This window comes from Chitinophaga sp. YIM B06452 (genome assembly GCF_039655965.1).
In the GTDB taxonomy this organism is placed as follows: domain Bacteria; phylum Bacteroidota; class Bacteroidia; order Chitinophagales; family Chitinophagaceae; genus Chitinophaga.
On the sequence record NZ_JAWLKY010000002.1, the window covers coordinates 262,348 to 288,372 of the forward strand.

The 26,025-nt window shown below is 53.3% G+C and carries 16 protein-coding genes; 8 read left to right on the plus strand and 8 right to left on the minus strand.

The annotated features are described in order from the left end of the window. Positions 1-53: 53 nt before the first annotated feature. The 5 genes from R3I13_RS10750 to R3I13_RS10770 all read right to left on the minus strand — a co-directional run bounded on the left by R3I13_RS10750 (position 54) and on the right by R3I13_RS10770 (position 8,609). Positions 54-1,619 carry an MFS transporter gene (locus R3I13_RS10750; RefSeq protein WP_346317950.1) on the minus strand — a complete coding sequence of 522 codons (1,566 nt, stop codon included), beginning with the start codon at positions 1,617-1,619 and terminating at the stop codon, positions 54-56. A 20-nt stretch (positions 1,620-1,639) separates the two neighbouring features. Then, on the minus strand, positions 1,640-2,710 hold the full coding sequence (locus R3I13_RS10755) for a cellulase family glycosylhydrolase (protein ID WP_346317951.1): 1,071 nt from the start codon (positions 2,708-2,710) through the stop codon (positions 1,640-1,642). A 72-nt stretch (positions 2,711-2,782) separates the two neighbouring features. After that, on the minus strand, positions 2,783-3,493 hold the full coding sequence (locus tag R3I13_RS10760; RefSeq protein ID WP_346317952.1) for a DUF3823 domain-containing protein: 711 nt from the start codon (positions 3,491-3,493) through the stop codon (positions 2,783-2,785). A gap of 15 nt (positions 3,494-3,508) precedes the next feature. Further along, on the minus strand, positions 3,509-5,410 hold the full coding sequence (locus R3I13_RS10765; RefSeq protein WP_346317953.1) for a RagB/SusD family nutrient uptake outer membrane protein: 1,902 nt from the start codon (positions 5,408-5,410) through the stop codon (positions 3,509-3,511). Between the two features lie 19 nt (positions 5,411-5,429). After that, on the minus strand, positions 5,430-8,609 hold the full coding sequence (locus R3I13_RS10770; protein WP_346317954.1) for a TonB-dependent receptor: 3,180 nt from the start codon (positions 8,607-8,609) through the stop codon (positions 5,430-5,432). Between the two features lie 540 nt (positions 8,610-9,149). Between R3I13_RS10770 and R3I13_RS10775 the strand changes: the two genes are divergently transcribed. The 3 genes from R3I13_RS10775 (at position 9,150) to R3I13_RS10785 (ending at position 14,248) form a co-directional block, all read left to right on the plus strand. Continuing rightward, on the plus strand, positions 9,150-12,266 hold the full coding sequence (locus R3I13_RS10775) for a two-component regulator propeller domain-containing protein (protein WP_346317955.1): 3,117 nt from the start codon (positions 9,150-9,152) through the stop codon (positions 12,264-12,266). A 9-nt stretch (positions 12,267-12,275) separates the two neighbouring features. Then, positions 12,276-13,034 (plus strand): response regulator, encoded by a 759-nt coding sequence (locus R3I13_RS10780; protein WP_346317956.1) that lies wholly within the window; start codon positions 12,276-12,278, stop codon positions 13,032-13,034. A 575-nt stretch (positions 13,035-13,609) separates the two neighbouring features. After that, positions 13,610-14,248: a response regulator transcription factor gene (locus tag R3I13_RS10785; protein ID WP_346317957.1), complete on the plus strand. Its 639-nt coding sequence runs from the start codon at positions 13,610-13,612 to the stop codon at positions 14,246-14,248. 7 nt (positions 14,249-14,255) lie between these two features. On the opposite strand, the gene R3I13_RS10790 is transcribed toward R3I13_RS10785, so the two are convergent. After that, positions 14,256-17,306, minus strand: coding sequence for an ATP-binding protein (locus tag R3I13_RS10790; RefSeq protein ID WP_346317958.1), 3,051 nt, complete (start codon positions 17,304-17,306; stop codon positions 14,256-14,258). A gap of 726 nt (positions 17,307-18,032) precedes the next feature. On the opposite strand from R3I13_RS10790, the gene R3I13_RS10795 reads away from it, so the two are divergent. Further along, entirely contained in the window at positions 18,033-19,415 is a 1,383-nt protein-coding gene (locus tag R3I13_RS10795; protein WP_346317959.1) for a serine hydrolase, read from the plus strand. Between the two features lie 22 nt (positions 19,416-19,437). Here R3I13_RS10795 and R3I13_RS10800 read toward each other — a convergent pair whose 3' ends face one another. Beyond that, positions 19,438-20,571, minus strand: a complete 1,134-nt coding sequence (locus tag R3I13_RS10800) for a serine hydrolase domain-containing protein (RefSeq protein ID WP_346317960.1) — start codon at positions 20,569-20,571, stop codon at positions 19,438-19,440. Positions 20,572-20,726: 155 nt separating this feature from the next. Between R3I13_RS10800 and R3I13_RS10805 the strand changes: the two genes are divergently transcribed. The 4 genes from R3I13_RS10805 to eutC all read left to right on the plus strand — a co-directional run bounded on the left by R3I13_RS10805 (position 20,727) and on the right by eutC (position 24,968). Next, positions 20,727-21,365, plus strand: coding sequence for a hypothetical protein (locus R3I13_RS10805; RefSeq protein WP_346317961.1), 639 nt, complete (start codon positions 20,727-20,729; stop codon positions 21,363-21,365). A gap of 175 nt (positions 21,366-21,540) precedes the next feature. Further along, a complete protein-coding gene (eat, locus tag R3I13_RS10810) occupies positions 21,541-22,848 on the plus strand; it encodes an ethanolamine permease (RefSeq protein ID WP_346317962.1) in 1,308 nt (435 codons plus the stop codon). 12 nt (positions 22,849-22,860) lie between these two features. Next, the gene (locus R3I13_RS10815) at positions 22,861-24,234 is read left to right on the plus strand and encodes an ethanolamine ammonia-lyase subunit EutB (RefSeq protein ID WP_346317963.1); all 1,374 of its coding nucleotides are present in this window, start codon (positions 22,861-22,863) and stop codon (positions 24,232-24,234) included. Then, a complete protein-coding gene (gene eutC / locus R3I13_RS10820) occupies positions 24,231-24,968 on the plus strand; it encodes an ethanolamine ammonia-lyase subunit EutC (protein WP_346317964.1) in 738 nt (245 codons plus the stop codon). Before R3I13_RS10815 ends, eutC begins: the two co-directional genes overlap by 4 nt. 7 nt (positions 24,969-24,975) lie before the next feature. Here eutC and R3I13_RS10825 read toward each other — a convergent pair whose 3' ends face one another. Continuing rightward, a complete protein-coding gene (locus R3I13_RS10825) occupies positions 24,976-25,704 on the minus strand; it encodes a DUF72 domain-containing protein (protein WP_346317965.1) in 729 nt (242 codons plus the stop codon). Positions 25,705-26,025 lie beyond the last annotated feature (321 nt).

Here is a 26,025-nt window from a genome sequence, read left to right on the forward strand (position 1 = left end):
TTTGAAATAAATATTGTGCTGTGGGGAAACAATGGATGAATGGTTCAATTCATTCAGCTTTCCGTTTTCACCGGCGGCAGCAGCACCGGCTTATAACCGCCGCGGGAGCGGAACCAGAGTATCATGCCGGCATAGCCCAGCAGCATGATCACCGGGAAAACGGACACGGTGCGCAGGGCGTCTTTCTTCGCGTTCTCGCGCACGGTTTGGATCGTGGCCAGCGTTTCAGGCGCCGCGGTGGAAAGTTTGGATGCGTCCAGTATTTTGTAGGCGCCGAAAAGGCTTTGCCTTTCTTCGGTAACGTAGGTGTTGTGCAGGGCCGTATTGTTAACCGCGTCATAGGCCGCCAGGTTGGCGTCCAGCTGTTTGTCCTGCACGAAACCGAGTATCACCGCGCCGATCACGCCTACGCCCACCTGTCCCACTGCGCCCGTGAAATTGAGCGCCAGCACACCGCCGCGGGGAAACTGCTCTGCCACTACGCCCAGCATGGTGCCCCAGAGGAAAGTTTTACCCAATGCATATACAGTTGCTGCGAGGATGATGAGGATGCCTGTGGAATATGAGAGGAACTGCAAACCGGCGAACGCGATCAGCGCGCTCACGGCCAGCAGGCCCAATGGCGAGAACTTATGTACGAACGGCCCTGAATAGAACCGCAGGATGGCCATGATGATGGAAGTGTAGATCAGCACCCATCCGCCTTTGAACCCGATCTTCGCCATCTCCGGCGTCATCAGGTCCGTGATCCAGCTGTCTGTGCCCAGCTCGGTAGTGGCCAGCAGGATCATGATGAGGAGCAGCAGGATGAACATCGGCCTGCCCCAGCTGCGCACTACGAAGCCCGCAGCGCCGGTAATAGCCACCGTCACCACGATCTTGCCCGTGAGCGACCAGCCCAGCAGGCTGCCTATCTGGAAAGTGCACAGTGAAACAATGATAAAAATACCGCCGATGCCAACCTCCTTCACCATATCCAGGTACGAAACGCCGGCCTGCACACGCTCGCTCACAGGGAATTTCCGGTTGAAGATCATAATGCCGTATACCAGCACGGGCACAAGAATGAAGCCCATCATATAGGTCCATTTCACGCCGAGGTGCATGAGGCCGATGCCCAGCAAACCCGCCAGCACCATACCTGCGGGCCAGCCGGCATGCAGGATGTTGAGCCACTTGGTTTTTTCCCGCGGGTAAAGGCTGGCCACCACGGGGTTCACCACCGCTTCGGCTGCGCCGTTGCCCAGCGCGAACAGCAGGGTGCCGTAGTACAGCATCCAGTAACCGTCTGCCAGCACCGTGAGCATCACGGAGCCGCAGTGGCAGAGGAATGCGAATACCATCGCGCTTTTATACCCTACTTTATCGATAATGAGGCTGAACAGCACAATGCTGATGCCGAAAGGCCAGAAGCTGACGCCGAATATTTCGCCCTGCTGGGTTTTACTGAGGCCAAACTGGATGCCCCAGCCATCCATCAGGAAGGAGCGGAACACGAAGCCGAAAGCGGATGCCACCAGCACGGTGAAACATCCCCAAAAAAGCAGCCTGTCCCCTTTCTGCGAACGTATTGAGCCGGCTTGTACATGCTGCGCGCTGGCAGATGAGATCATATCCATAGGAATCTTTTAGTGCTCTGTTAAGGCTTGCCGGTCAGCGACCTGATGAGGCTTGTTTCAGCCGGGTCGAAGGGCGTACCGTTCTGCCGGAAAATATCATGGAACCATACCGGGGGCTCGCTGCCGTCTTTGATCGGCGTATTCCAGGCATAGATGGTATTGCTCTTTCCAGCTACCAGTCCCCAGTTGATGGCGATGATCTTCCGTTCTTTCAGGCCCGGCAGGATGTTCTGGAATTTGCTGCCCCTGGTGCGCGCCATGTATTCGGTGCAGATGAGCGGCTTGCCGGTTACGCGCGCCAGCGAATCCGCCACGTGGAAATGACTTTTATCGTCGTTGTAGTCGTGGTAAGTGATCACGTCGGAATTGTCCAGCTGGTACTGCGTAAGCTCTTTCAGGCTGAATTTCCAAACGCCCGCGCTCAGCGGCTGGTCCGGGTTTATGGTGCGGCCCCAGCTGAATACTTTTTGCAGCAGCGGCATGCTTTTGTTGCCATAATTGGAATTGCCCGGCTCGTTATAGAGGTCCCAGAGCAAAATGCGTTTGTCGTGTTTGAATGCCGTGAGCACAGCTTTCACATATGCTTCCAGCGTAGTGATGAGGGCAGGATCGGTATGCAGCAGCTTCCCGGGGTCCTGCAGCCAGCCTGAATTGTGGACGCCCGGTTTCGGCGCGGGCTGCAGGCCGGGTTTGTAGGTATCATTCCAGCAATCGTCGAAAATCACGAAGATGGTCTTGATACGATGTTTGTCTGCAATGGAAAGGTATTGTTTCATCCTGTCAATAAATCCTTCCTTATCTGTTTCCCAGGCCAGGTGATGCAGGTATACGCGCATCACGGTCATGCCGATGCCCGCGGCATATCCCAGGTCTCGGTCGATAGTAGCGGGATCGAAGGTTTCCTTCTGCCACATTTCCAGCTGGTTGATTGCATTGGCGGGATAAAAATTGGCCCCGGCCATCCAGGGCAGGTTGCGGTACCATTCGTTCGCTTTTTCTTTGGACCAGACTGTTCTTTCCTGCGCATAGGTTTGCAGGGCCATTGTTAAAATGCCAACCAGGAGAAAAATTTTCACATTGTTTTTTGTCATCGTATCGGTTTTGTTACTTATGTAAAAAGGCGGCCGCCCCGTTTTCCGGGGCAGCCGCGTATGCATGATGCGTTACATGTCCAGCTTTACCACGGGCGAGAAGAGCATGTCTTCCACTCCCTGTATCTTCAGCCCGATGCGGGCGTATATGTAGTTCTGGGCGGGCGAAAGCGACGGTATCGTTACGCTGAGCGCCACGTTGTTCGGATCGGTGATGTCCGCGCCCGGCCTGGATGTGGATGCAACATTGTAGTTGCTTCCGCCTGATACGAAAGCGGTCCTGTTGATATACAGGTTTACCCTCTCCACGTTCTTCCCATTGGCGCCGGTTATGATCTTTTCGATATTGAAAGTACCGTTCACTTTGCCGTTAGACACTGTGAACTGCGGGTTGCGTATCATGTAGTAAGGCGTCACATCGATGTTGAGGGTCTGGTTGCCCCTCATATTCACGACGATGGTATCAGAACCCGCTCCCGGCGTGTCTTTCCAGAGGAAAGGCCCCTGGCCTCCGGGGATGATCATTTTATATTCTCCGTCGAACAGCAGCACGGAATATGAGCCGTCCTGGTCGAAATTGGTATTGCTCACAGGCCCTACTTTCCCGAAACCATACTGGTACAGAAGATAGGGTACCTGGTTGTATTCCACGTGGATCTCCGCTCCCTGGTACTGCAGCCGGCCGCTGAGCATGGATGAGGGAGGGTCATAGTTGTCCTTTTTGCAGCCGGAAGCGGCCAAACCGGTAAGGAGCACTGCTATAATATAGTTCGATAATTTCATGATCGGATTTTTTGGTTAGTCCTGGTTCGGTTGTCTTACGATCTTGGGATTGTTGGAACGGATGTTGTCGTCGATAAAGGAATAATAGTTTCCCATGCGGAAGCGGTTGGAGCCGGTTACCAGCGGGCTTTTCACGACTTTAAACAGCCATTTGCCATGATTAGGGTTGCCCGGGTCGTGCAGCTTGTAGCTCCACAGGCCGAAAGGCTGCGTGTTCCTCTTGTCGGGCGCGCCGATATTGGCCAGCAGGTCTGCTTCAGACATGGCCTGGCCGTCCCAGATCACGTGCGCGTTGCGCCAGCGTTTCTGGTCGAAAACGATATGGCCTTCGAAGGACAGCTCCACCCTTCTTTCATGCATGATCCTCGCCAGCGTGATATCACCCGCATCCAGCGGCGTTACCAGTCCTGCACGGGCCCTTACCTGGTTCATATACCCGGCGGCCACAGCGGGCTGGTTCAGCTCAAAAGCCGCTTCGGCAGCGTTGAGCAGCACTTCGGCATAACGATAACGGATAAACGGAAGATCGCTGCCTGTACCGCGTGAACCGGAGCCTGGCTTGGGATCGAGGTATTTCCTGAGATAAAAACCTGTTTGCGCGGTGTGTTCCTTACCGTTGATGGGGCCATCGAAACCTACCACCTGCACGGGGGCTGTACCGCCGGGAAGCGTTTTTTGCTGCCCGCGTTCGTCGCCGGAAATGATGGAACCGTTTGCCAGCTGGTAACCGGCCCAGATGTCTACCCTGCGTTCCTTGAACAGGGTGCCCGGGAGCATCACGGTACCTGCAAGACGCGCATCGCGGCCGGCGAATATATCTACCTGGTCGGTGTAGAAGATGGGATTGCCGCTTCCGTCTTTAACAGGCAGGGGGGCAAAGGTATTGTCCAGCAGCTCGAAGCTCTGCACGAGGTTCAGCGAGGGGTTCAGCCTGCCGCCTTCTTCCTCTTCCGCGCCGAAGCGGGGTTGGTTGGAGATGGAAAAGCCATGCACCTTGCCGCTTTTCAGCCTGAAGTCTTCCACGAAAATCGTTTCAGGGTTCAGGTCCTTGTCGTAAAAAACAGAAGCAAAATTGTCTGCCAGGTCGGGCTTTTTAGCGTACAGGGCATATGCACCCGCGCTCCCGTTCATGATCTCCGTGGCGGCAGCGAGCGCTTTGTTGTAATAATCGTTGGCTTTGGATGCGGGAATACCTACTTCGCCGCCCGGCAGCGATACCTGCGGGGTGATGCCGCCATATTTCGCAATGGAGCCTGCATACAATGCCGCACGGCATTTCATGGCAAGCACGGAACCGCGGCTGGCGCGGGATTTATTGTTCACGTCGGCCTTAAGGTCCATTTTGATGGCGTCCGCCTCGCTGATCACAAAGTCATAAATATCGGACTCCTTCGCCCTCGCATGTTGCAGGTAAGTTGGATCGCCTTTAAAATCGTAGACCATCGGTTCGAGAATCAAAGGCACGCCACCCATGCGTTTTACCATTTCGAAGTAATAGTTGGCGCGCAGGAAACGGCCTTCCGCCATGTATTTTTTCTTGGCGCCTTCCGGCAGCTGCGGCGCAGCCTCGCAGCGCTGCAGGAAAAGGTTCAGCTCGCGGATATAGGCGTAGTCCCAGGTGCTCCAGGTACCATACCCCCAGTCGTTGCGTTTTACTATGTCCTGTATGGTGCCGTTCTGCGAAGGAAAGGTCTCGGAAAAATCAGCCATGGTTTCCCAGTTCTTAATAGTCGAGAAATCCAGCTGCCGGTTGTAAAGATTGGCCAGCACAGACACTACGAGGTTGGTATCCGAAAACGCCTGTTCGTTCGAGAAAACGTTGGTGGGACCGATATCGAGAAAGTCGCGTTCGCTCTTGCAACCGATCATTACCGCCAGCAAGGCCATTATACTGAATGATATTATTTTTAGTTTCATGGTTCTTTGCTTGATTGGTTTAGAATGAAATGCTCGCGCCTATATTCAGCACTTTGCTCTGCGGGTACTGGAGGCCGTTCCTGTCCGATATCTCGGGATCAAGATCGTAATCCTTCAGGTTGTCGAACATAAAGAGGTTATAAGCATTCACGTATATCCTTGCCCGTTGTGCCTTCACCCTGTTCGTCCATGCACCGGGCAATGTATATCCCAGCTCGATCGTTCTTGCGCGTAAGTAATTCACGTTTTTCATCCAGAAAGTGGACCATTGGTTGTTGCTGTGGTTGTGGTCGTTATAACGCAGGGGCGGAAATTTGCCGGGGATCCATTTGCTGTTGCGGTCCCACATGTCTTCCCTGTGCCAGCGGTCTGTGAATATGCGGTTCAGGTTACCGTCGTTGGTGAAGGGGATTTTCATTTCATGCTCCTGTATCCAGGTATAGCCGCTGGCGCCGGAGAAATCCATGACGAAATCGAAATTGCCGTATTGCAGGCCGATAGACAGGCCGAAGTTCATGTTTGGCTGCCCGCCGGAAGCCCATCCAAGCGGACGGCGGTCGTTGTTGGTGATCTTGCCGTCGCCATCCAGATCCGCGTATTTCAGGTCGCCCGGCAGCAGTGTGCGGTTGCCCTGCCCGTCTATATTCACGGGATAGTTGTCTATTTCTTCCTGGCTCTGGAACTGGCCGATGTATTCCAGTATCCACTCAAACCCTTGCCAGCGGCCTTCGTTGGAGGAGAAGTACTGATCGATCGAGTTGAAGAACACAGGATTATAACTGGAAACGAACTTGTTGCGGGAATAGCTAACGTTACCGCCTACACGGTACTTTAATTTCCCGCCCAGCTCGCCGGAGTATTGCAGGTCGAAGTCGAAGCCGGTGCGCGCGTCTTTGTTGATGTTCTCATCAGGCAGCGCGTAGCCCAGCTCAGACGGGATCAGCACGCTCGTTCTTTTACCGCGCAGGCCGTTGCGTTTGCGGTGGTAATAATCGAGGGTACCGGTGAGCCGCTGGTCGAAGAATCCAAAGTCGATCCCCAGGTCGAGGTGAGTGCTTTTCAGCCAGGTAACGTTGCGGACGGGCGCTCCCCTGTCGCGCGAGCCTACAACGGGTTTGCCATCGAGGATGGCCACACCGTCGTTGTAGTTATACCCTTCCACGAAAGCGAATTCAGCAAGGCCCAGGGCGGTGCCGTCGTCCCCGAGCTCGCCGTAGGAAGCCCTGATCTTCATGTCTGACAATATGCGGTCATTGCCCAGCAGGTTCTTCATGAAACCTTCTTCGGTGATACGCCATGCCACGGACACGCTCGGGAAATACCCCACACGCTGGTCCGGCGCAAAGAGATACGAGGCATCGCGGCGCATAAGGCCTTCGACAAAATACTTATTGGCATAGTTGTAGTTGAGGCGGCCAGCCACGCCGGTCCGCGCCTGGCGGAAATCTTCATCTGTATATGTATCCGCCGTGCTGAAGTAGATCAGCGGCAGCACGTTGGTGATGGGAACCGCGTGTATCCAGTTGCGGAGGCGCTGGTTCCTGATACGTTCAGACACGACCATGGCTGAAAGGGAATGTTTGCCGAATGACCGCTCGTAAGAAAGCCTGATCTGCGAGGTCTGGTTGATCTGCTTCTCCTGGTTCCTTTCACGCCAGGGGTTGGTACTGCCGCCTGTGCGGGTGTAGGTATCGTTGGAAGGATTATAAGTGTAGGTGTCGTATGTGTATTCGTGGTTGTTGAGCATGTTGTCTGCTATATAATACGAATACAGTCCTGAGAGCTTCAGGCCCTGGATGCCGGGTATCTCCCATTCGCCGTCCAGGTTCATCTGCAGCTGGCGCCATTCGTTCACGAATTTGCCGGCATATTTGGTATTCAGGTATCCCCAGTTGGTTTCGTTATGTTTGATGTCGTTGAGATAATTGGGATTGTCGTTGGCGAAAGGCCTTTCCATCGGCGTATTGCGCAGGATGGCGAAGCGGGCTTGCCAATAATCGTCTGCCTGCGGTACACCGGGGTTTTCCCTTGTTTCCACCCTCCCGTTGATAGACATGCCTACCTTAAGGCCGTTGGCCACGCGGGCAGACACGTTGCTTTGGATATTGGTGCGGTCGAACTTGTATTCCCTGCCCAGCACGGAGTTCTGGAACAGGTGCGTAGCGGAAAGATAGTATGTCACTTTTTCCGTACCGCCCGTAAAGTTGAGGTTGTACGTATTTATCGGCGTGTTTCCCTGTACGATAAAATCGCGCCAGTTGAAGCTCTTATAACCGTATTCGGTACCCTGCCTGTATTTTTCCAGTTCCTCCTTCGTGATGTTGGTAGTGATGGGATTGCCGCCGGGGTTCACGACGCGGTTCATTTCCGCTTCGGCTTTCAGGCTCATGTAATCATAAGAATTATCGAGCACATCGATGAAACGCGTCCAGTTCTGGATGCCCCAGTTGGCGGAGAGATTAATGGAACTGCGCTGGCCGAGTTTACCTCTCTTGGTTTGAACCACTACAACGCCGTTTGCCGCACGCACGCCGTAAATGGCCGCGGATGCGTCTTTCAGGAAAGAAATGCTTTCGATATCGTTGGGTGCTATGTTGTTGAACTGGCCCTGGTCCTGCTGAACACCGTCTATTACGAACAGCGGCGTGCCCATGTTCCGGATCTGTATGTTGGCGGATGCGCCGGGCCGGCCGTCTGCCATCCTGAAGGAAACGCCGGGCACTTTACCGGCCAGCGTAGTGCTCACGGTGGAGCCGCCGCGCACGTTGCCGATCTCATCTGCCGTCACGGCAGAGATAGCGCTGGTGAGCGATTGTTTTTTGGTGGAGCCGTAACCTACGATCACCACATCCGTAAGATCGGTTGCGGAGCTTCCCAGCACGATGTTGATATTGGTTTTCCCCGCAACCGGCACTTCCTGCGTTTTGAAACCTACCATGGTAAAAACAAGCACGGCATTTTCCTTAACGGTGATGGTGAAGTGGCCTTCCATGGTAGTGAGCGTACCATTGCGGGTACCTTTCTCGTAAACGGTCACCTGCGGCAAAACACCACCGGTGCTGTCTTTGACAGTACCCGTAATTTTTTGCGTGCCCGTTTGCGCGAGCGCCGGCAGGCACATGGAGCAGAGCAGCACCAGCAGCCAGCACAGCCGCCAGCTTTTGAGCGAAAGGATTTTGGTTTGTGTAAATTCGTTCATAAGTGAAAATGATTTTGATTTTGGCAATTAGGAACATAATTCTCCCATCAGGCGGTTCCCGTGGTTTCAGAACGCCTGCCAAGCCAGGTGCGGAATGTTATGGAAAAAGGGTTCTCCGCGAAACGTGGATCTTGTTCTTTCGATTTTTCAACTAGCCGGAATTACACAATAGAAGCACGTTCCAGCCGATCCTCCGGCTGGTGGAAGCTGGTTAACCTGCTACTAACATCAGTTTCATTAACGCAAGTCAAAGAAAGAAAAATGATTTCAGACGCATTCGCCGATTTATTTCATTTTTTCGCAAAAACGTATCAAATTTCTCCCGTCATTGCGAGGAGCAGCGGGGGATACTGTGCGGCAGGAAGCGCGACGAAGCAATCTCCTCCTGATATTGGGCCACCACATTCAATGAAGGAGATTGCTTCGTCGTCCCCCCGCTTAGGCGCTGCTACTCCTCGCAATGACGTTGGCTGATCTTTAAAAATTTGCTGCAGTGCGGTTATAAATATTATATTTGGATCAGCGCACAAATCCGCCACGTTGAATAAAAGAATACTCATACTGCTCCTGTTTGCGCTCTCCGCCGGGCACGCCGCCAACGCCCAGAAACATTATTTCAGGCATTACCAGGTAGAGAACGGCTTGTCTCACAACACGGTGTTCTGCGTACAGCAGGATCACCAGGGATTCCTGTGGCTGGGCACCAAAGACGGGCTGAACCGCTTCGACGGGCATGCGTTCAAGGTATTCCGCAATATCCCCGGGGACAGTACCAGTCTTGCTTCCAACTTCATTTTCTCGCTGGACACGGATAAGAACGGTCAGCTGTGGGTGGGCGCCAGCGCGGGATTGTATAAATACCACGCGGTAACGGAAAGTTTTGAAATGGTGAAGGGCACGCGCTCAAAAGGCATTGGTAACATCCGCTGCGGGCCCGATGGCATGGTCTGGTTCCTGGAAGGATATTCCCTTTTCCGGTACGATCCCATCAAAGATACCATCATCCATTATCCCAAACCCGCGGGCGACCCGGCCGTGACGGATATTTATTTCGATGAAAAAGGCGCCATGTGGCTGGGCTCTCCAAAGGGCACCGTGAGGGAAATGAACACCGGCAGGGTGTTCAACGTGTTCAGCCATTCGCCCAAAGTACTGACCAACCGGGTGACCGTGATCGTAAGCGCACCCGGCGGAAAGCTGCTGGTAGGCACTTCCAACCAGGGCCTCAAGCTGCTGGATACGAACACCGGGGAGTATGAGGACCTCATCACCGTAACGGACAAGGACGTCAGCATCTGGGTGCGCCACATCCTGCATCATGAAGGCGACGAATACTGGGTGGCCACGGAATCCGGCATTTACGTGTATAACCTGGCCACGCGCAAATCAGTGAACCTCCGCAAGGCATACAATAATCCTTGGTCACTGACCGATAATGCTGTTTATTACCTGCACAAGGATAAAGAAGGCGGCATGTGGGCCGGCACTTTCTTCGGCGGGGCGAATTATTACCCGCGGCAATACACCTTCTTTGAAAAATGGTTCCCTGATAACAGCAGTAACACCCTCAGCGGGAACGCCGTGCGCGAGATATGCGAAGACCGATTCGGCAATATCTGGGTGGGCACGGAAGACAACGGGATCAATAAGATAGAAGTCGCCACGGGAAAGATCACCCAGTACCCCGCCTGTAAGAACGGCATTTCGCATACCAATATCCACGGGCTTTATGCAGAAGGCAACAACCTCTGGATCGGTACGCTGGATAACGGTCTTGATAAAATGGACATCCGCACCGGCAAGGTAGTGAAACATTATGCCGCGGGGCCTGGCTCCTTCGCACATAACTTCATCCTCTGGATCTACAAAACGCGCAAAGGCTCGCTGCTGCTGGGCACCGGCGGGGAACTCGCGAAATACGATACGGCGAAAGACGCCTTCCTTAAAATAGACGAAGTGCCGTACAGTAATCAGCGCAGCATTGCAGAAGCGGCAGACGGCACGCTGTATGCCGCCACGGCAGACAACGGGCTGTATTGGTTCAATGAGACCACCGGACAGAAAGGGAATTACAGGCATCAACCCGAAGACACCTGCAGCATCAGCTCCAATAACCTCAACACTGTGTATATCGACAGCCGGCAGCAGATCTGGACGGGCACGGAAGGTTTCGGGCTGAACAAGCTCATTCCCTCCACCGGCTGCTTCACCCGCTACACCACCCAGCAGGGCCTGCCCAGCGATTATATCTTCAAAGTGCTGGAAGACAACCGGGGCAACATGTGGGTGACCACCTCGCGCGGCCTCGCCTGCCTGGACCCCAACACCGGCGCCATACAGGTGTTCACCAGCATCAACGGGCTGCTGAACGACCAGTTCAACTACAGCTCCGGCTACAAGGACAGGAACGGGAAAATGTACCTCGGCAGCGTGAAAGGCATGATCAGCTTCAATCCTGACCAGTTCCTGCCGGATACCTTCGTGGCCCCTGTATACATCACCGGTTTCAACGTCAAGAACAAACCCACTTCGCAGGATGATAAACGCGACCTGTTCTTCACCAAAAAGATCGTGCTGCCGTACGACCAGTCCTCGTTCAGCATAGACTTCGCGGCGCTGAGCTTCACCGCGCCCGATATGATCTCCTATGCGTATAAAATGGATGGGCTCGACAAAGAATGGACCTATCTCAAAACCAACCGCATCGTATATTTCACCGACCTGAAGCCGGGACATTATACTTTCCGGGTGACCACCACGGACAACAACGGGCGGGCCGGCGACTATCCTGCCTGGCTGGAAATAGAGATCAGGCCGCCTTACTGGGCCACTTCGTGGGCATACGTGCTGTACGCCATCCTGCTGGCCGGCGGCTGTTATTATTTCATCAGGCGGTACCATAAGCGGCAAACGCTGAAGCATAAACGGAAGCTGGAAGAGCTGCAGCTGAAGAAAGAAAAAGAACTCTACCAGGCCAAGGTAGACTTCCTGACGAACGTGGCCCATGAGATCAACACCCCGCTCACGCTCATCAAAGGGCCGCTGGAGCAGGTGATAGAAAATCCTGAACGGCTGCAGGCCAACCGCAACCATTTGCAGATCATGGAGCGGAACACCAACCGCCTGGTGCAGCTCACCAACCAGCTGCTGGATTTCCGGCAGACGGAAGCCACCGGCTTCAGGCTGGATTTCAAGCGGCTCAACCTTTCGTCTATCCTGCAGGATACTTACGACAACTTCAGGCTGCCTGCCGCGCAGAAGAAACTTGATTTCAGGATAAGGATGACAGCGGATGATATTTATGCCTATGCAGACGAAGAGGGCATCAACAAAATATTCAGCAACCTTTTCAGCAACGCCATCAAATACGCCGAAAAGAAAGTAAAGGTAACGCTGCGGGAGAACGGCGAGAACGTTGTGCTGGAAGTAGCCAACGACGGCCCGCTGATACCGGCAACCATGCGGGAAAAGATATTCGCGCCTTTCGTGCGCCTGAAAGAAAATGAAAAACAAAAAGGCACAGGCATCGGGCTGTCTATCTGCCGCAGCCTTACCACCCTGCATAAGGGCGAATTGTATGTAGACCAGAAAGAGGACGGCCTCAACACGTTTGTATTTATTCTGCCTATCGGCCAGGCAATTTCAACCGAAGTTTAAATCACCGTTATGCAACCTGTTATTCTGCTTGTTGACGACAACGAAGAGATACTTGATTTTGTGAGCTCCATCCTGGAAAGCGAGTATACCATTCTCCGCTCCGAGAACGGGGAAGAAGCCATCAGTGTCCTGCATGCCGAAAGTGTGGACCTGGTGATCAGCGATGTGATGATGCCGATGGTAGACGGGCTGGAGCTGTGCAAGCGCATCAAGACCACGTTCGAGATCAGCCACATCCCCGTGATCCTGCTGACGGCGAAGAACACGCTCCGTTCCAAGATCGAGGGCCTGGAAACGGGGGCGGACGCTTATATTGAAAAACCCTTCTCCCCCGCCCACCTCAAAGTGCAGATCGCCAACCTGCTCAGCAACCGCATCAAGATCAGGAAATACTTTGCCAGCACACCGCAGGCGGCCATCAATACCATGGCGCATACACGGGAAGACGAAGCCTTCCTCAACAGCATCTACAGTTTTATTTTACAGGAAATAGAAAATACCGAGCTGGATGTAGACCATCTCTCCCGCTTTGTGAACATGAGCCGGATCAGCCTGTACAGGAAGATCAAGGCGATATCGGACCTTACGCCGCATGAGCTGATCAATATCACCCGGCTGAAAAAAGCGGCGGAGCTGCTGGCGGAAAAGAATTACAAGATCTACGAGGTGGCCATGATGGTGGGGTATAAATCCCAGACCCATTTCGGGAAAAATTTCATTAAACAGTTCGGGGTGAGCCCCAGCCAATACGTGATGCAGAAGAAATAAACCGTGGGGAACCGGCGCCGGTACCGGAACAGCGCACGTTGTACGGGGATAAACAGGCTCGTTCCGCATAATAATTTCTACCAGGTTGCAGGTAGCAGGTGTATTCGGTTGCGGTTCGGAAGCCAGGCTACCGCCAGTGGCTGTTCCAGGTACGGTTCCGGGTATGTATGCACATTCCTACCGGGCGCAATATTTTCATGGCACATCGGTTCAATAAATACAGGGAAAATCGTTACATGTGCAATGAGAACAGCACGCCATGCCTGAAATGTATAGAGCCAGGCATTCTCGGGGAACGGATACAATTCTTCATAGGTGGTTACGGTTTGGTTTGTTACGGTTTGAATGGTTTATTGATAGAATATGGATATGCTCATCAAAAATTAAGTACGGTTGACCTATTCACTGTACCCAAGTTACTTAAACTCTATTACCCCGCCTATAGAGCTTATTCGCAACAGCTGTAGTAATTATACTACTTTGGCAAAAACAGCCGTGGAGATAGATACAGGGTATATAAAAATGATTAATTTTACAGGATCAGTCTATGCTACCATACCAGAACCGCACCTCCTATGAAAAGTATACTCATTGCAGACGACCATACAATTGTACGACTGGGCGTTTCGCATATCATATCCACGCTCCAGACTCCTACTGCCGTTGAAGAGGCCTCTACGTTCGACGAGGTGATCGCGCAGCTGGAATCCAGGCCTTTCGACCTGTTGATACTCGACATCAATATTCCAGGGGGTAACAACCTCCAGATGATAGACGCCGTAAAGCTGCGCCAGCCTAATATCCGGATACTTATGTTCAGCGGGTACGACGAGCAGCTGTTTGCCATCAATTACATGCAGGCAGGGGCAGACGGGTACCTGGTGAAATATTCCCCGGAAGACGAGATCCGGTCTGCCATCAGCACGGTGCTCAACCAGCAGAAATACATGAGCGCCGGCACGCGGGAACAGCTGCTGAGCATGCTCAACACCCAGCGCGAACCGGTAGTGAACCCCTTATCCACACTTTCAGGGCGGGAAGTGGAAGTGATGTACCTGCTCACCAAAGGCATACCGGTGGCGCGCATTGCAGACATGCTCAACCTGCAGGTGACCACCGTGAGCACTTACAAAACACGCATCTTCGAAAAGCTGCAAATTACCAATGTCATTGAATTGCTGGAAAAAGTGAAAATGTACAGCACCTCCATCTAGAAGGCCGTTAAATGGCGGTATGGAGCACAATGCTCACCCTCGTGCCACCGCCTTCGTTCGGCTGCATTTTCAGTCTGCCGTTTATCAGCCGCAACAGTTCCACCACGATCAGCAGGCCAAGGCCCTGGTGCTCTTCCGGCCAGCGGTTGTCGCCAATCAGGTATTTCCCCGGTATATGCATATTCACCCGGTCCGCCAGCATGGGATGGACGCCGATGCCCGTATCGATGATCCGGATGATGACCATATCGTCGTGCCGCTCCGTTTCCAGGGTAATGGTGCCGGCGGTGGTGTATTTCACGGCATTGTCCAGCAGGTTGTGCACCACTACTCCCAGCAGCTGCCGGTTTACCAGCGCGGGTTCCGTGCCGTTGGTACGGTGGATGATCTCCACGTTGCGCAGCTGTGCGATGGGCCTGAAGATGTCCGCCTTCTCCTCCAGCAGCACGTCCAGGTTGAGCATTTCGGAGGAAGAGCCGTTTTCCGAGAACTGCATTTTCATGTACTGGATCAGGTTCTCGATGAGATGGTACATGCGGTAATGCGTTTCATGGAGCGCGGCATGCTGCTTGTCCTTGTTCTTCATGGAACCGGTCATCAGCAGCAGGAATTTCATGGGCGTTTTGATGTCGTGGGTAATGGCGGCTATCAGCCTTTGCTGCATCAGCGCCTGCTGGTGCAGCTGCCGTTCGGATGATTGCAGGAATTCCAGGGTTTCTTCCAGCTTGCGCGTCCGCTCAGACACATGCAGCTCCAGCATGCGGTTCTTGTAATGGCTGCGCGCCAGCCTGATGCGCATGAAAATGAACACGAGCAAACCCAGAAAACAAGCCGCCAGCACCCTGAACCAGAGGGTTTCGTACCAGGCGATCTGCACGGTGATGTACACCAGCTTATCTACATAATTATGCCGCCCGAAACCGCTCACCTTCCGGATACGGAGGCGGTAATTGCCGGAATGCAGGCGGGAAAAGGTTATAGACCGGTCGTTTTCCACCGGCAGCCAGATGTCGTCGCCGTCGCCTTCGAGGGTGTAGAACATCTGAAGATTATACCGGTCGCCGAAATAGGGCGTGTTCACTTCCAGGCGGAACTGCTGGTAATTGTTGGGCAGCACCACGGTATCGCTCAGCGCGATGCGGCGGGTATCCATTTCCATCATGTCTACGAACAGCCCCTTGTCAGGCACTTCCGGCCGGATGTTGCCGGGCTCGAACACCACCAGCCCGTCCAGCGAGGGGAGCGACAGGCGGCCGTTTGCCAGCTTCAGGGCGCAGGGCTGGCAGCCGCCGTTGAATTCGTTGGTATAAAAACCGTTATACTTGGAGTAGTAGAGATAAAACACATAAGAGGTTTCCCCGCGCGCATATGCCAGCAGATCGTTGCGCGATACCTGGAAAAGGCCCTTGTTGGTCGTGATCCAGAAATACCCGTTGCCGTCAGGGATGATGCAGTGGGAGGCAGACAGGTATTGCAGCCTGTCCATCGGCATCTGGTATACCCGGCCATTCAGCAGCAGGAAAATGCCTTTATCGTAAGTGGTGATCCAGATCTCTTTGGGCGTTATGGCATAAATGCTGCGCACGTAATGCCCGCTGAGGCCGGCAATGGTATCTACTTTTGCATTGCTCAGCTTCACCCTGAAGAGGCCCTGGCCTGAACCGACCCACAACACGCCGGGATGTTCGTAAGCGAAGTAAGACACATCGGGCACTGCGGCGGTAAGCAGCAGGGGCACGGGGTCCGGCTTGTCTGTATTCACGAAGTAGATGCCTTTTTTTTTCGTGCCGATCCATAACCGGCCATCGTGCCCGGCATAGAGCTGGCCAATATCAGCCAGCTGCCTTTCCCACAGCAACTCCGAAAAATCCTTGTTGAACTTAAGCAGCCTGTGGCCTACCTTGTACCAGTGGTTGCCCTGCTGGTCCGTTTGCAGGCAATAATTATCTCCTTTGTTGTATTGCTGCAGCAGCGGAAGCTGCCTGGTATTGCCTTTCATGTCAAAAACAAATCCCTGGGGGGTAACAATGCTATCGGCGCCTAACGGCGCCTGCGAATAGAAGACGTTACTCCGCGCCGACGCCGCCCTCATGGGCCAGAACTGTTTCTCCGTGATCATGAACAATCCTTTTGTCAGGCTGCCCAGGAAGAGCCTTTTGTTCCTTTCGTCATGATAAACGCAGGTGATATCCTGCCGGTCGAAATTAAAATTTTTCAGCACGCGCCTGGAGTACAGCGATCCGCCCTGCCCTTCCGCGAGACTGTAGAGACTGCCTTCCAGGTAAACGAACATTTGCCCGGCCACGTAATTCCAATAGAGCGCCATTTTGTTCGCATGCAGGCGGTATGCAGGGTTTTCCGGCAGGTCGCCCAGCAGTGTTACCGGCTGGTGGCCGTTCCTGTGCAGGTGGTTGAAACGGCCATTTGTATCCAGGTGGTAGAGATGCCGGCCGAGGGTAAAGAAATTCCAGGGGTTGGTATAAACGTAATTGTTGTTGAAATGCGCCTTTCCCTGGTCGAAGTAGGTGTAGGCGCCGGGCGAGATCATGTAATATGAACGGGCGCCGGTGGGAAAACAGTACCAGTTGTCGTTCCCGATCATGTCCGCATAAAAATTAGGCAGGCCTACCACGGGGTAAATGCGGCTGCTGTCGTTATCGTAGGTGAAGTAATCATAATTCCCCGATGTGGGAAGATGTTTTCCCCAAAAAGTAGCCATGCCTTTGCTGACACGGATGATCTCCTTGTCTTCCGTGCGGGCAAAGATCGTTTTCCTTTCTGCATCCGGGAACAGGTAAGAGATACGGCTGCTGCGCATCGGGAGGTCTGCGCTGTTGAAGTTCCTGAACTTTTTACCGTCGAAGCGTACGAGGCCGTTTTCCGTAGCCAGCCACAGGAAACCATCGTTGTCGGGCGCCAGGAATTTTACGCTGTTCTGGGGCAAACCATTCTCATCTGTAAAATGCTCCACCGTAAAAGGCAGCGTATCGACAGCATGAGCGTGGGCGGCATTGATAGCGCATCCGATTAGACCAAGTAGTAAAGCAAAAAATCTCATTCCCGTTCATCAATAAAGCATGCGGTTGGCTCGAACTATATAAGTGCGTTCTTCAAGATATAAACGCTGCAAGCAAGGGGTTCCCGACGTTTCATATACAAAAAAACATAGCTATATAGAGATGGAATTTTTCTCCGCTTCCATCCTGCGGAAATCTGACGCAGCAAATATAAACCTGAATTATTCGGATTCCTAAGCGAACTGCCTGTTTTTTGAAAATAAAAAACAATCGGAGCCCGGAAAATGGGGCGAGGCAAAAGCTCAGAACTGAATCCCATACAGCAACAACAGGAATTTAAAAATAATTTTTTTACCTTATATTTAAGGTAAATTATACCTATTTCCCAGCCCCGGAACAACCCGCAGGAAGAGCTCTTCAGGAAGCGGAAGTTTTATCTCCCGGCATATGTTCCTCTTCAGAAGATCAATAACGATAACGGATATACGAAAATATTGTTTAACCTGCCGCGGTAAATTAACGGGGCAGCGGGAACATTTCCCGGAAAGCCTGCTGGATAAGTTTGGTGGCTGGCTGCTTAAAAGGAAACGAAAAAATAACAGGTCCTGCAATTACCGGGCGGATTATGCGTTTATAGCGGAGAGAGCCCGAACTGAGAGATCCCGAAAAAATTATCCCGGCTGACTGAAACTTTCCGGAAAAACGCGCGTCCTTATAGTAAATCCGTCGTATTGCAGGTTGCGCCCTGCTTCTAAATATTTATTGCCATGAAACTACCCATATTCCTCCTGGGCCTGCTGCTGTCCGCCATCAGCCTCAGTGCACAGGACCCCGCCGTTGCTAAGCTGGAAAAGGATATACCTGTCCTGATGAATGAAGCCATTATCCCCGGCCTGGCTGCCGCTCTTATTAAAGACGGCAAGCTGGTTTGGACGGGAAGTTACGGTCTCAGCAATTCCAGCACCGGTAAACCTGTTACCGCGGCCACTGTCTTTGAAGCGGCATCGCTCAGCAAAGTAGTGGCCGCCTACGGCGTATTGAAACTGGTAGACGAAGGCCGCCTCAACCTGGACCAGCCGCTTACCAAATACCTTGGCAACAATTATGAAGTGGAAGACGAAAGAGTGCGGCTCATCACCGCCCGCATGGTGCTCAGCCATTCCGGCGGCTATCCTAACTGGCGGCCCGAAGGCGGCAAACTCACCATCCTCTTCCAGCCCGGGGAAAGGTTCCGGTATTCCGGCGAAGGTTTCGTGATGCTTTCCAAAGTGGCCGAACTGATCACCGGCACCGAATTCAACACCTATATCAAAAAAGCCGTGTTTGAACCGCTGGGCATGACCAGCAGCAGCTTCAACTGGGAGCCCCCGTTCGATTCGCTGCTGGTGTACCGGCACGATTGGCTGGGCAAACCCTCCCGCCGCTGGGAAGGCCATGGCGTGAATGCCGCCGCCAGCCTGCGCACCACCATCGGGGATTATTCAAAATTCCTTATTGCCCTCATGGACGGCAAAGGACTGAAACCCGCCACCTGGCAGGCAATGTTCAGTCCGCAGGTAAAAGTGAACGACAGCTCCCAGGTATCCTGGGGCCTGGGCGTTGGCCTGGAAAACACGCCCACCGGGAAATACGCCTGGCACTGGGGCGACCAGGGCGACAGCAAATGTTATTTCACGGCAGACCTTGAAAAGAAAAACGCCATTCTTTATTTCACCAACAGCTACAACGGCCTTTCCATTTCCGATGAAATGCTGAAGGACGCCATCGGCGGCCAGCACCCCGCCGTAAACTGGCTTGCCTATACCAAATTCGATCCCGCCGCACCCGCTTTGCTGACGGATATCGAGAAACGGGGCGCTGCCGTAGCCCTTCGTACATACAATGAAAAAGGCAAAGGATTGACCGAAGCGCATATCAACATGATCGGCTACCTGCTGCTCCGGCAGAAAAAAGTAGATGACGCCATTGCCGTGCTGGAGCTGAATGCGGCAGATTTTCCGAGATCCGGCAACGTATGGGACAGCCTGGCCGAGGCCTGGATGGAAAAAGGCAACAGCGCCCTTGCCATCGAATATTACCAGAAATCCCTTACACTGGACCCACAGAACAATAATGCAGTGGTGCAACTGAAGAAGCTGCAGGGAAAATAAAGCAGCGATACGCACCGCTCCCTCAGTCCAGGAAATGATCCAGGAAAGCCTTCGCAAATTTTGAAGCCTGTATCTTTTTATTCAGGTTTTGATGAAAAGGGCTGAACATCGCCAGGAAACCCGGGATAGGCTGCACGATGTGGTAGAAAGGCCTGCTCAGGTCCTGCGAGTTGGCGAGGATGATGAACGTAATGTCTTTCTCCGGCACTTTCAGGAATAAAGCGGAATACCCGAACCACCAGCCGGTATGCCATACCATCTTAATGCCTTTGTAATAGGTTACGAACCAGCCCAGCCCGTATTGGATACGCTTCCCTCTTTTATTCACGAAAGGCGTCCATACCTGCTCCCAGGTTTGCGGTTGCAGGAAACGCCCGTCATCAATGGCGGCGGAATACACGGCCAGGTCCGCTACAGTGCTCATAAGCCCCGCCGCGGGCCCGAAGCCGTATTTGAAGGTAACCGGATGGAGTTGTTTTTTCTTTTTCTGCCAGTCGTAAGGTTTGGCCGTCCATTGCAGCACCTCCTCCCTGGAATAGCCGCTGAGGCTGAAATCAAGGCTATCGTCCGTACTGGGCACGGTGCGTTTCAGGCCAAGCGGCCGGATAATGGTATCCATCAGCAGTTCCCCGAAGCTGCGGCCGGATGCTTTGCTGATCGCGGTATCCAGTTGATGATACCAGCTGCCGTTGTACCTGAACCTGTAACCTGGCTTATAGCTGTTCCACATATTGCCCATAGCCGTATGCGTCATGAGATGTTTTATTTTGATGCGCGGGTCGCTGCCCCAGCGGGCGCCGAGGTTGATGCCGTATTTATTGATAGGATCGCCGAGATTGATCTTACCGGCTTCCACCTGCTGCATAAGGATGATGGAACCGAAGGTTTTGGTGACGGAGGCCACCTGGTACACGGTGTTTTCGTCCGGCGGCACCCTGTTCTCCACATCGGCATACCCCAGCCCTTTTGCCCAGGCCAGTTCTTTCCCTTTCATAACGCCCACGGATATACCCGGAATATGATATTTCAGCCGGAGCTGTTCGAGCCTGCGCTCAAAGGATTGAAAATTGGCGCTGTCCCACCGGTGATCCTGGGCCCGGAGGCTGGCGGATAAAGCAATGACCGGTATTAAAATGGCTAAAGGTCTTTTATACATGCTTTGTTTCTTTGTTTGCAAATCTGTGTAAATGGCCGCATACAGCCTATTCAATTCCGGAATTGAACGGGGACAGACCCGGAAATGAAAGCAAGCAGGGATAAATATTAATAATATTTATACTATATTTGAATGCCAACAAACCTGTCCGGGTCATGAAACACATCTTTCACCTTCTGCCTGCGTTGTTATTATTGCAGGTCACGGCTGCCGGTCAAACGGCTGACTATGAGCTATATAAACAGTCGCCAGACAGCTGTGCCCCTTCCGTGACGCTGTACCGCGACGGTACTTTTTTTGCCGAAGGCGGTTGTGGCCGTGTGGCGGAGCGGTCGGTAGGCCAGTGGCAGCAGGTGCAGGACACGGTGTTTTTCCTTCCCCAACCTCCCGAAAAAATAAAGGTAGTCCGGTCGCTGACGGCATTCTTCACTCCCGGCGATACCCTGAACGTAACGATAATCGCCAGTTGCGGCAAAAATATCTCCAACAGCGCACAGATGTACTGGAAGTGGCCGGACGGCGGCCTGGACCCTATGCTGCTCTCCCCGCAGGGAATGGCACAGATCATCAATCCGCCGGCCGAAGGGTATTTATTGCTCAGCATGATGGACCAGTATATTGAAGTACCCGGCGGCTTCGCCAACAATTTCATCATGAGGCTCAATATTCCCGCACAATGGGCTTCCGCACATGAGTGGTGCCGGATGGACCGGTTTTACCTGCTGAAAAAAGACGGCAGGCTGGTAACGCCTGATGCCTTGGCGGCGGTGTATGAACAGCAAGCGCATCAATAAACCCGGCTTTGCATTTATTACCGTCGAAATATTGCGTGGCGTGGATCATCATGCATTGAAATAAATTATATCCGGAACTTTTACGTTACACTCCTCTCAATAAATTGAATTTACCGGCAGAATTTTGTATTTTTTGAGATCAACCACCTTTCAAAAACCTGCAAAACTTGCCCTCATGCCTGAAAACCCGGCTACACTTAAAAAAGCGATCCGCCCTGTGCATTTATGGGCTATTTCCGTAGGACTGGTCATCTCAGGGGAATATTTCGGCTGGAATTACGGCTGGGGCGTTGCCGGCACGATCGGTTTCCTGCTGGCCACGCTGGTGGTAACGCTGCTGTATGTCACATTTATTTTCAGTTTTACGGAACTGACCACTGCCATCCCCAACGCGGGCGGGCCATTCTCTTACGCCCGGAAAGCGCTCGGGCCCATAGGCGGGCTCATCGCGGGATATGCCACCCTCGTCGAATTCCTGCTGGCTACACCGGCCATCGCCTTTGCATTGGGCAACTATCTTCATTTCCTGCATCCCGGGTTGCCGGTGCTGGGCACTGCCATCGGCGTGTACCTGCTGCTCACGGGCATCAACCTGCTGGGCATTAAAGAATCTGCTGCTTTCACGTTGCTGTTCACCTTGCTGGCAGTCGTGGAGCTGCTGGTATATTTCGGCATCGTGGCGCCGCATTTCAAAATGGAGAACTTCCTGAAAGATGCGCTGCCTTTCGGCTACAGCGGCGTATTTGCGGCCCTGCCATTCGCGGTGTGGCTTTACGTTTGCATCGAAGGGGTGGCCATGGTAGCGGAAGAAGTGAAGAACCCGGCGCGGAACATTCCCATCGGCTATATTTCCGGAATACTGACGCTGGTGGTGCTGGCCATTGCCGTGATGATGTTCACCGGCGGCATCACCAACTGGCAACGGCTGTCCGCTATCGATTACCCATTGCCGGAGGCCATCGGCATTGTACTGGGGAAAGACAGCGGGATCACGAAAATATTCGCGGGCATTGGCCTCTTCGGGCTTATCGCCTCTTTCAACGGCATCATCATCAGTTATTCCCGGCAAATATTCGCCCTGGCCAGGGAAGGTTACCTGCCCTCGCTGCTGGCCGCCATCGGCCGCAAAAGGCAAACGCCTTACAACGCCCTGGTCGTAGGCGCGCTGGCTGGCATCATCGCGCTCTGCATCAGCCGGACAGATCAGCTGGTGGTATTATCTGTGCTCGGGGCCATCGTGATGTACATCGTGAGTATGATCAGCCTTTTTGTGCTCCGCAGGAAAGAGCCTCAGCTGGAGAGGCCGTTCAAAACGCCCTTTTATCCCTGGTTCCCGGCCATCGCGCTGGGCTTGTCCGTTATTACGCTTGGCGCCATCATCTATTACAACCGGCTGCTGAGCGTTATTTTTTTTGCGGGGTTACTGGTCACATGGATTACGTATCTTATCATCCGGAAACAAAAGATCAGGCAGCTTTCCTGAGAAAAAATATTTATGTCCTGGCGCCATACCATACATCAACGCAGCTATCATTTCAGCGACCTGAAAACGCTGCTGGCCAAAGCATCGCCGTACCGCTCGGGCGACGCGCTGGCAGGGCTTGCCGCTGAAACCTACGAGGAGCGCGTGGCTGCGCAGATGACGCTGGCGGACCTCCCGCTGAAAACCTTCCTGCAACAACCTGTTATCCCTTATGAAACAGACGAGGTGACCCGCCTCATCATCGATACGCACAACGAAGCAGCCTTCGCCCCCATCTCCCACCTCACCGTGGGCGGCTTCCGCGACTGGCTGCTGAGCGATCTTGCAGACACCGCTACCCTGCAGCAAACCGCCGCCGGCATCACGCCTGAAATGGCGGCGGCAGTGAGCAAACTCATGCGCAACCAGGACCTGATAAGCGCCGCACGCAAGATGGAAGTGGTAACGCGGTTCCGCAACACTATCGGGCTGAAAGGAAGGCTCAGCGTGCGTTTGCAGCCCAATCACAATACAGACGACCCGAAGGGCATTGCCGCTTCGATGATAGATGGCTTACTCTACGGCAGCGGCGACGCGGTAATCGGCATCAACCCGGCAACAGACAGTCCTGATGCGGTGGTAAGCCTCCTCACGCTCATAGACCAGTTCAGGCAGCAATACAACATTCCTACCCAATCCTGCGTGCTCTGCCATGTGACCACCGCCCTGCAGGTGATGCATAAAGCCCCGGTGGACCTGGTATTTCAATCCATCGGCGGCACGGAGAAAACCAATAAAAGTTTCGGGATCAGTCTTTCCCTGCTCAAAGAAGCCCATACCGCTGCGCTGGAACTGCAACGCGGCACTATCGGCAACAACGTGATGTATTTCGAAACCGGCCAGGGCAGCAGCTTATCAGCCAATGCGCACGAAGGCGCAGACCAGCAGACCTGCGAAAGCAGGGCCTATGCCGTAGCGCGCCATTTCAGCCCGCTGCTGGTCAATACCGTAGTGGGGTTCATTGGCCCGGAATATCTTTTCGACGGTAAGCAGATCATCCGCGCGGCGCTGGAAGACCACTTCTGCGGCAAGCTGCTGGGCCTGCCTATGGGCGTAGACGTATGTTATACCAATCACGCAAATGCGGACCAGGACGATATGGACAACCTGCTGACCCTGTTGGGCGTGGCGGGCTGCAATTTCGTGATGGGCGTGCCCGGAGCAGACGATATCATGCTCAATTACCAGTCCACCTCTTTCCACGATGCCCTGTATATCAGGCAGGCACTCGGTTTACGGCCGGCCCCCGAATTCGAGCAATGGCTGGTGCAATACGGTTTAATGGACAAACACGGCAGATCGTTGCCCGTACCATCTTCTCACCTGCTGCTGCAAAATTACCCATGAAAGAAGACCACTACATCACACCCGATCCATGGGATGGGCTTCGCGCCTTTACCGCCGCGCGCATTGCGTTGGGGCGGACCGGCACTGCTATTCCCGTCCGCGAGGTATTGCAGTTCAGGCTGGCGCATGCGCATGCCCGCGATGCTGTTTTCTCTTCACTGGATATGCAGCTGTTCCGGCAGCAATCCTGGGAAATAAATGAATTGCACAGCGAAGCGGCAGACCGCACCGATTACCTGCAACGGCCGGATAAAGGCAGGAAACTGCATCCTTCTTCCGCTGCTGCGCTGGAAGCCGCAAATGCAGATGTGGCTATTGTTGTGGCGGACGGGCTTTCTGCCACCGCCGTGAACAGGCATGCCATGCCGCTGATAGAAAGATTATTCCCCATGCTGCAAAACCAGCAAATCAGCTGCGCGCCCATTCAGCTGGTGCAGCAGGGCCGCGTGGCCATTGGCGATGAGATCGGGCAACTATTAAAAGTAAAACTGGTGCTGATGCTGATCGGCGAAAGGCCGGGGCTTTCCTCGCCAGACAGCCTGGGCGCTTACCTCACATTCAACCCGCAACCCGGCATTACAGATGAAGCGCGCAATTGTATTTCAAATATCCGGCCCGAAGGATTACCTTATGATCTTGCTGCGGAAAAGATCTTTTACCTGCTGCGGGAAGCGCTGCGGTTGCGGCTTACCGGCGTTCTGCTAAAAGATAATTATACGCTTTCGCTTCAATAGGCGCTGTTCATTTCACCAGTTCCGCCAGCCGGAGGGCGTTGAAAGCGGCATATCCTTCCTGGTCGTTATCGAAATAGACATACACATCCTTCCCTTTTTTCTTCCACTTTTTACAGAAGGTCGCCCATTTGCGAAGCGTGGCATCGGGATAGCTGCCCTGGTATTTTTTCCCCGGGCCGTGCAGGCGGATGTAAATGAAATCCGCCGTTACTTCCAGCGGAGAGGAGTGGTATTGTAATTCATAGATGCAAAAAGCAGCGTTGTGCGCTTTCAGCAGTTGATATACTTCCTTCTCATACCAGGTTTCATCCCTGAACTCGAATGTATAACACAATCCTTCGGGAAGCGCCTGCAGGAAGGTTTCCAGCCGTTCTGCATTGACGGAAAAATTAGGCGGCAGCTGGAACAGCACAGGGCCCAGCTTCTCTTCAAGATGCAGCGCGCGGTTAAAAAACTTATCGATGCTTCTCCTGTCCACGATCAGCTTCTTCATATGTGTAAGAAAGCGGCTGGCTTTGACCGCATATACAAACCCTTCCGGCGCAATTTTCCGCCAGGTGTTGAAGGTTTTAATTTCCGGCAGCCTGTAAAATGAATTGTTGATCTCCACCGTATGAAAACGTTCTGAAAAATAGGCGAACCAGTCCGCCTGCTTCAGGTCTTCCGGGTAAAATGTGCCTTTCCAGTGCCTGTACACCCACCCGGACGTGCCGATATGAACCTTTCCCTGTTTCATACAAAGGCCGGCCCAATTACTATGCCATGCAAAATGTGGAATATCCGCGCGGAAATGCATGGGTTGTTTAACGCAGCAATGCAGCTGTTGTGAAGGCAGCGTGAAAATAACATGCGATGGCAGGCTGGCGCTGATTTTGACCGGGTAATGAAAATAAACGGTCATGCTTATTCCACTTTTATCGCTGGCTTTCGTATTGCTGTTGGTTATCGTTTACTTTTTCGCCCAGGGAAACAAAAGAACGAGGGACATGGGCAATAAGAAAAGACATAGTCATTAAGACCCATAAAAAGATCCGTCCCTGCCGGGCAGGGACGGCTG

What these genes read in the sequence shown, in the direction of transcription:
- R3I13_RS10750 (WP_346317950.1), bottom strand. Translation starts at nt 1,619, where the DNA reads ATGGATATGATCTCATCTGCCAGCGCGCAGCATGTACAAGCCGGCTCA.
- R3I13_RS10755 (WP_346317951.1), bottom strand. Translation starts at nt 2,710, where the DNA reads ATGACAAAAAACAATGTGAAAATTTTTCTCCTGGTTGGCATTTTAACA.
- R3I13_RS10760 (WP_346317952.1), bottom strand. Translation starts at nt 3,493, where the DNA reads ATGAAATTATCGAACTATATTATAGCAGTGCTCCTTACCGGTTTGGCC.
- R3I13_RS10765 (WP_346317953.1), bottom strand. Translation starts at nt 5,410, where the DNA reads ATGAAACTAAAAATAATATCATTCAGTATAATGGCCTTGCTGGCGGTA.
- R3I13_RS10770 (WP_346317954.1), bottom strand. Translation starts at nt 8,609, where the DNA reads ATGAACGAATTTACACAAACCAAAATCCTTTCGCTCAAAAGCTGGCGG.
- R3I13_RS10780 (WP_346317956.1), top strand. Translation starts at nt 12,276, where the DNA reads ATGCAACCTGTTATTCTGCTTGTTGACGACAACGAAGAGATACTTGAT.
- R3I13_RS10785 (WP_346317957.1), top strand. Translation starts at nt 13,610, where the DNA reads ATGAAAAGTATACTCATTGCAGACGACCATACAATTGTACGACTGGGC.
- R3I13_RS10790 (WP_346317958.1), bottom strand. Translation starts at nt 17,306, where the DNA reads ATGAGATTTTTTGCTTTACTACTTGGTCTAATCGGATGCGCTATCAAT.
- R3I13_RS10795 (WP_346317959.1), top strand. Translation starts at nt 18,033, where the DNA reads ATGAAACTACCCATATTCCTCCTGGGCCTGCTGCTGTCCGCCATCAGC.
- R3I13_RS10800 (WP_346317960.1), bottom strand. Translation starts at nt 20,571, where the DNA reads ATGTATAAAAGACCTTTAGCCATTTTAATACCGGTCATTGCTTTATCC.
- R3I13_RS10805 (WP_346317961.1), top strand. Translation starts at nt 20,727, where the DNA reads ATGAAACACATCTTTCACCTTCTGCCTGCGTTGTTATTATTGCAGGTC.
- eat (WP_346317962.1), top strand. Translation starts at nt 21,541, where the DNA reads ATGCCTGAAAACCCGGCTACACTTAAAAAAGCGATCCGCCCTGTGCAT.
- R3I13_RS10815 (WP_346317963.1), top strand. Translation starts at nt 22,861, where the DNA reads ATGTCCTGGCGCCATACCATACATCAACGCAGCTATCATTTCAGCGAC.
- eutC (WP_346317964.1), top strand. Translation starts at nt 24,231, where the DNA reads ATGAAAGAAGACCACTACATCACACCCGATCCATGGGATGGGCTTCGC.
- R3I13_RS10825 (WP_346317965.1), bottom strand. Translation starts at nt 25,704, where the DNA reads ATGAAACAGGGAAAGGTTCATATCGGCACGTCCGGGTGGGTGTACAGG.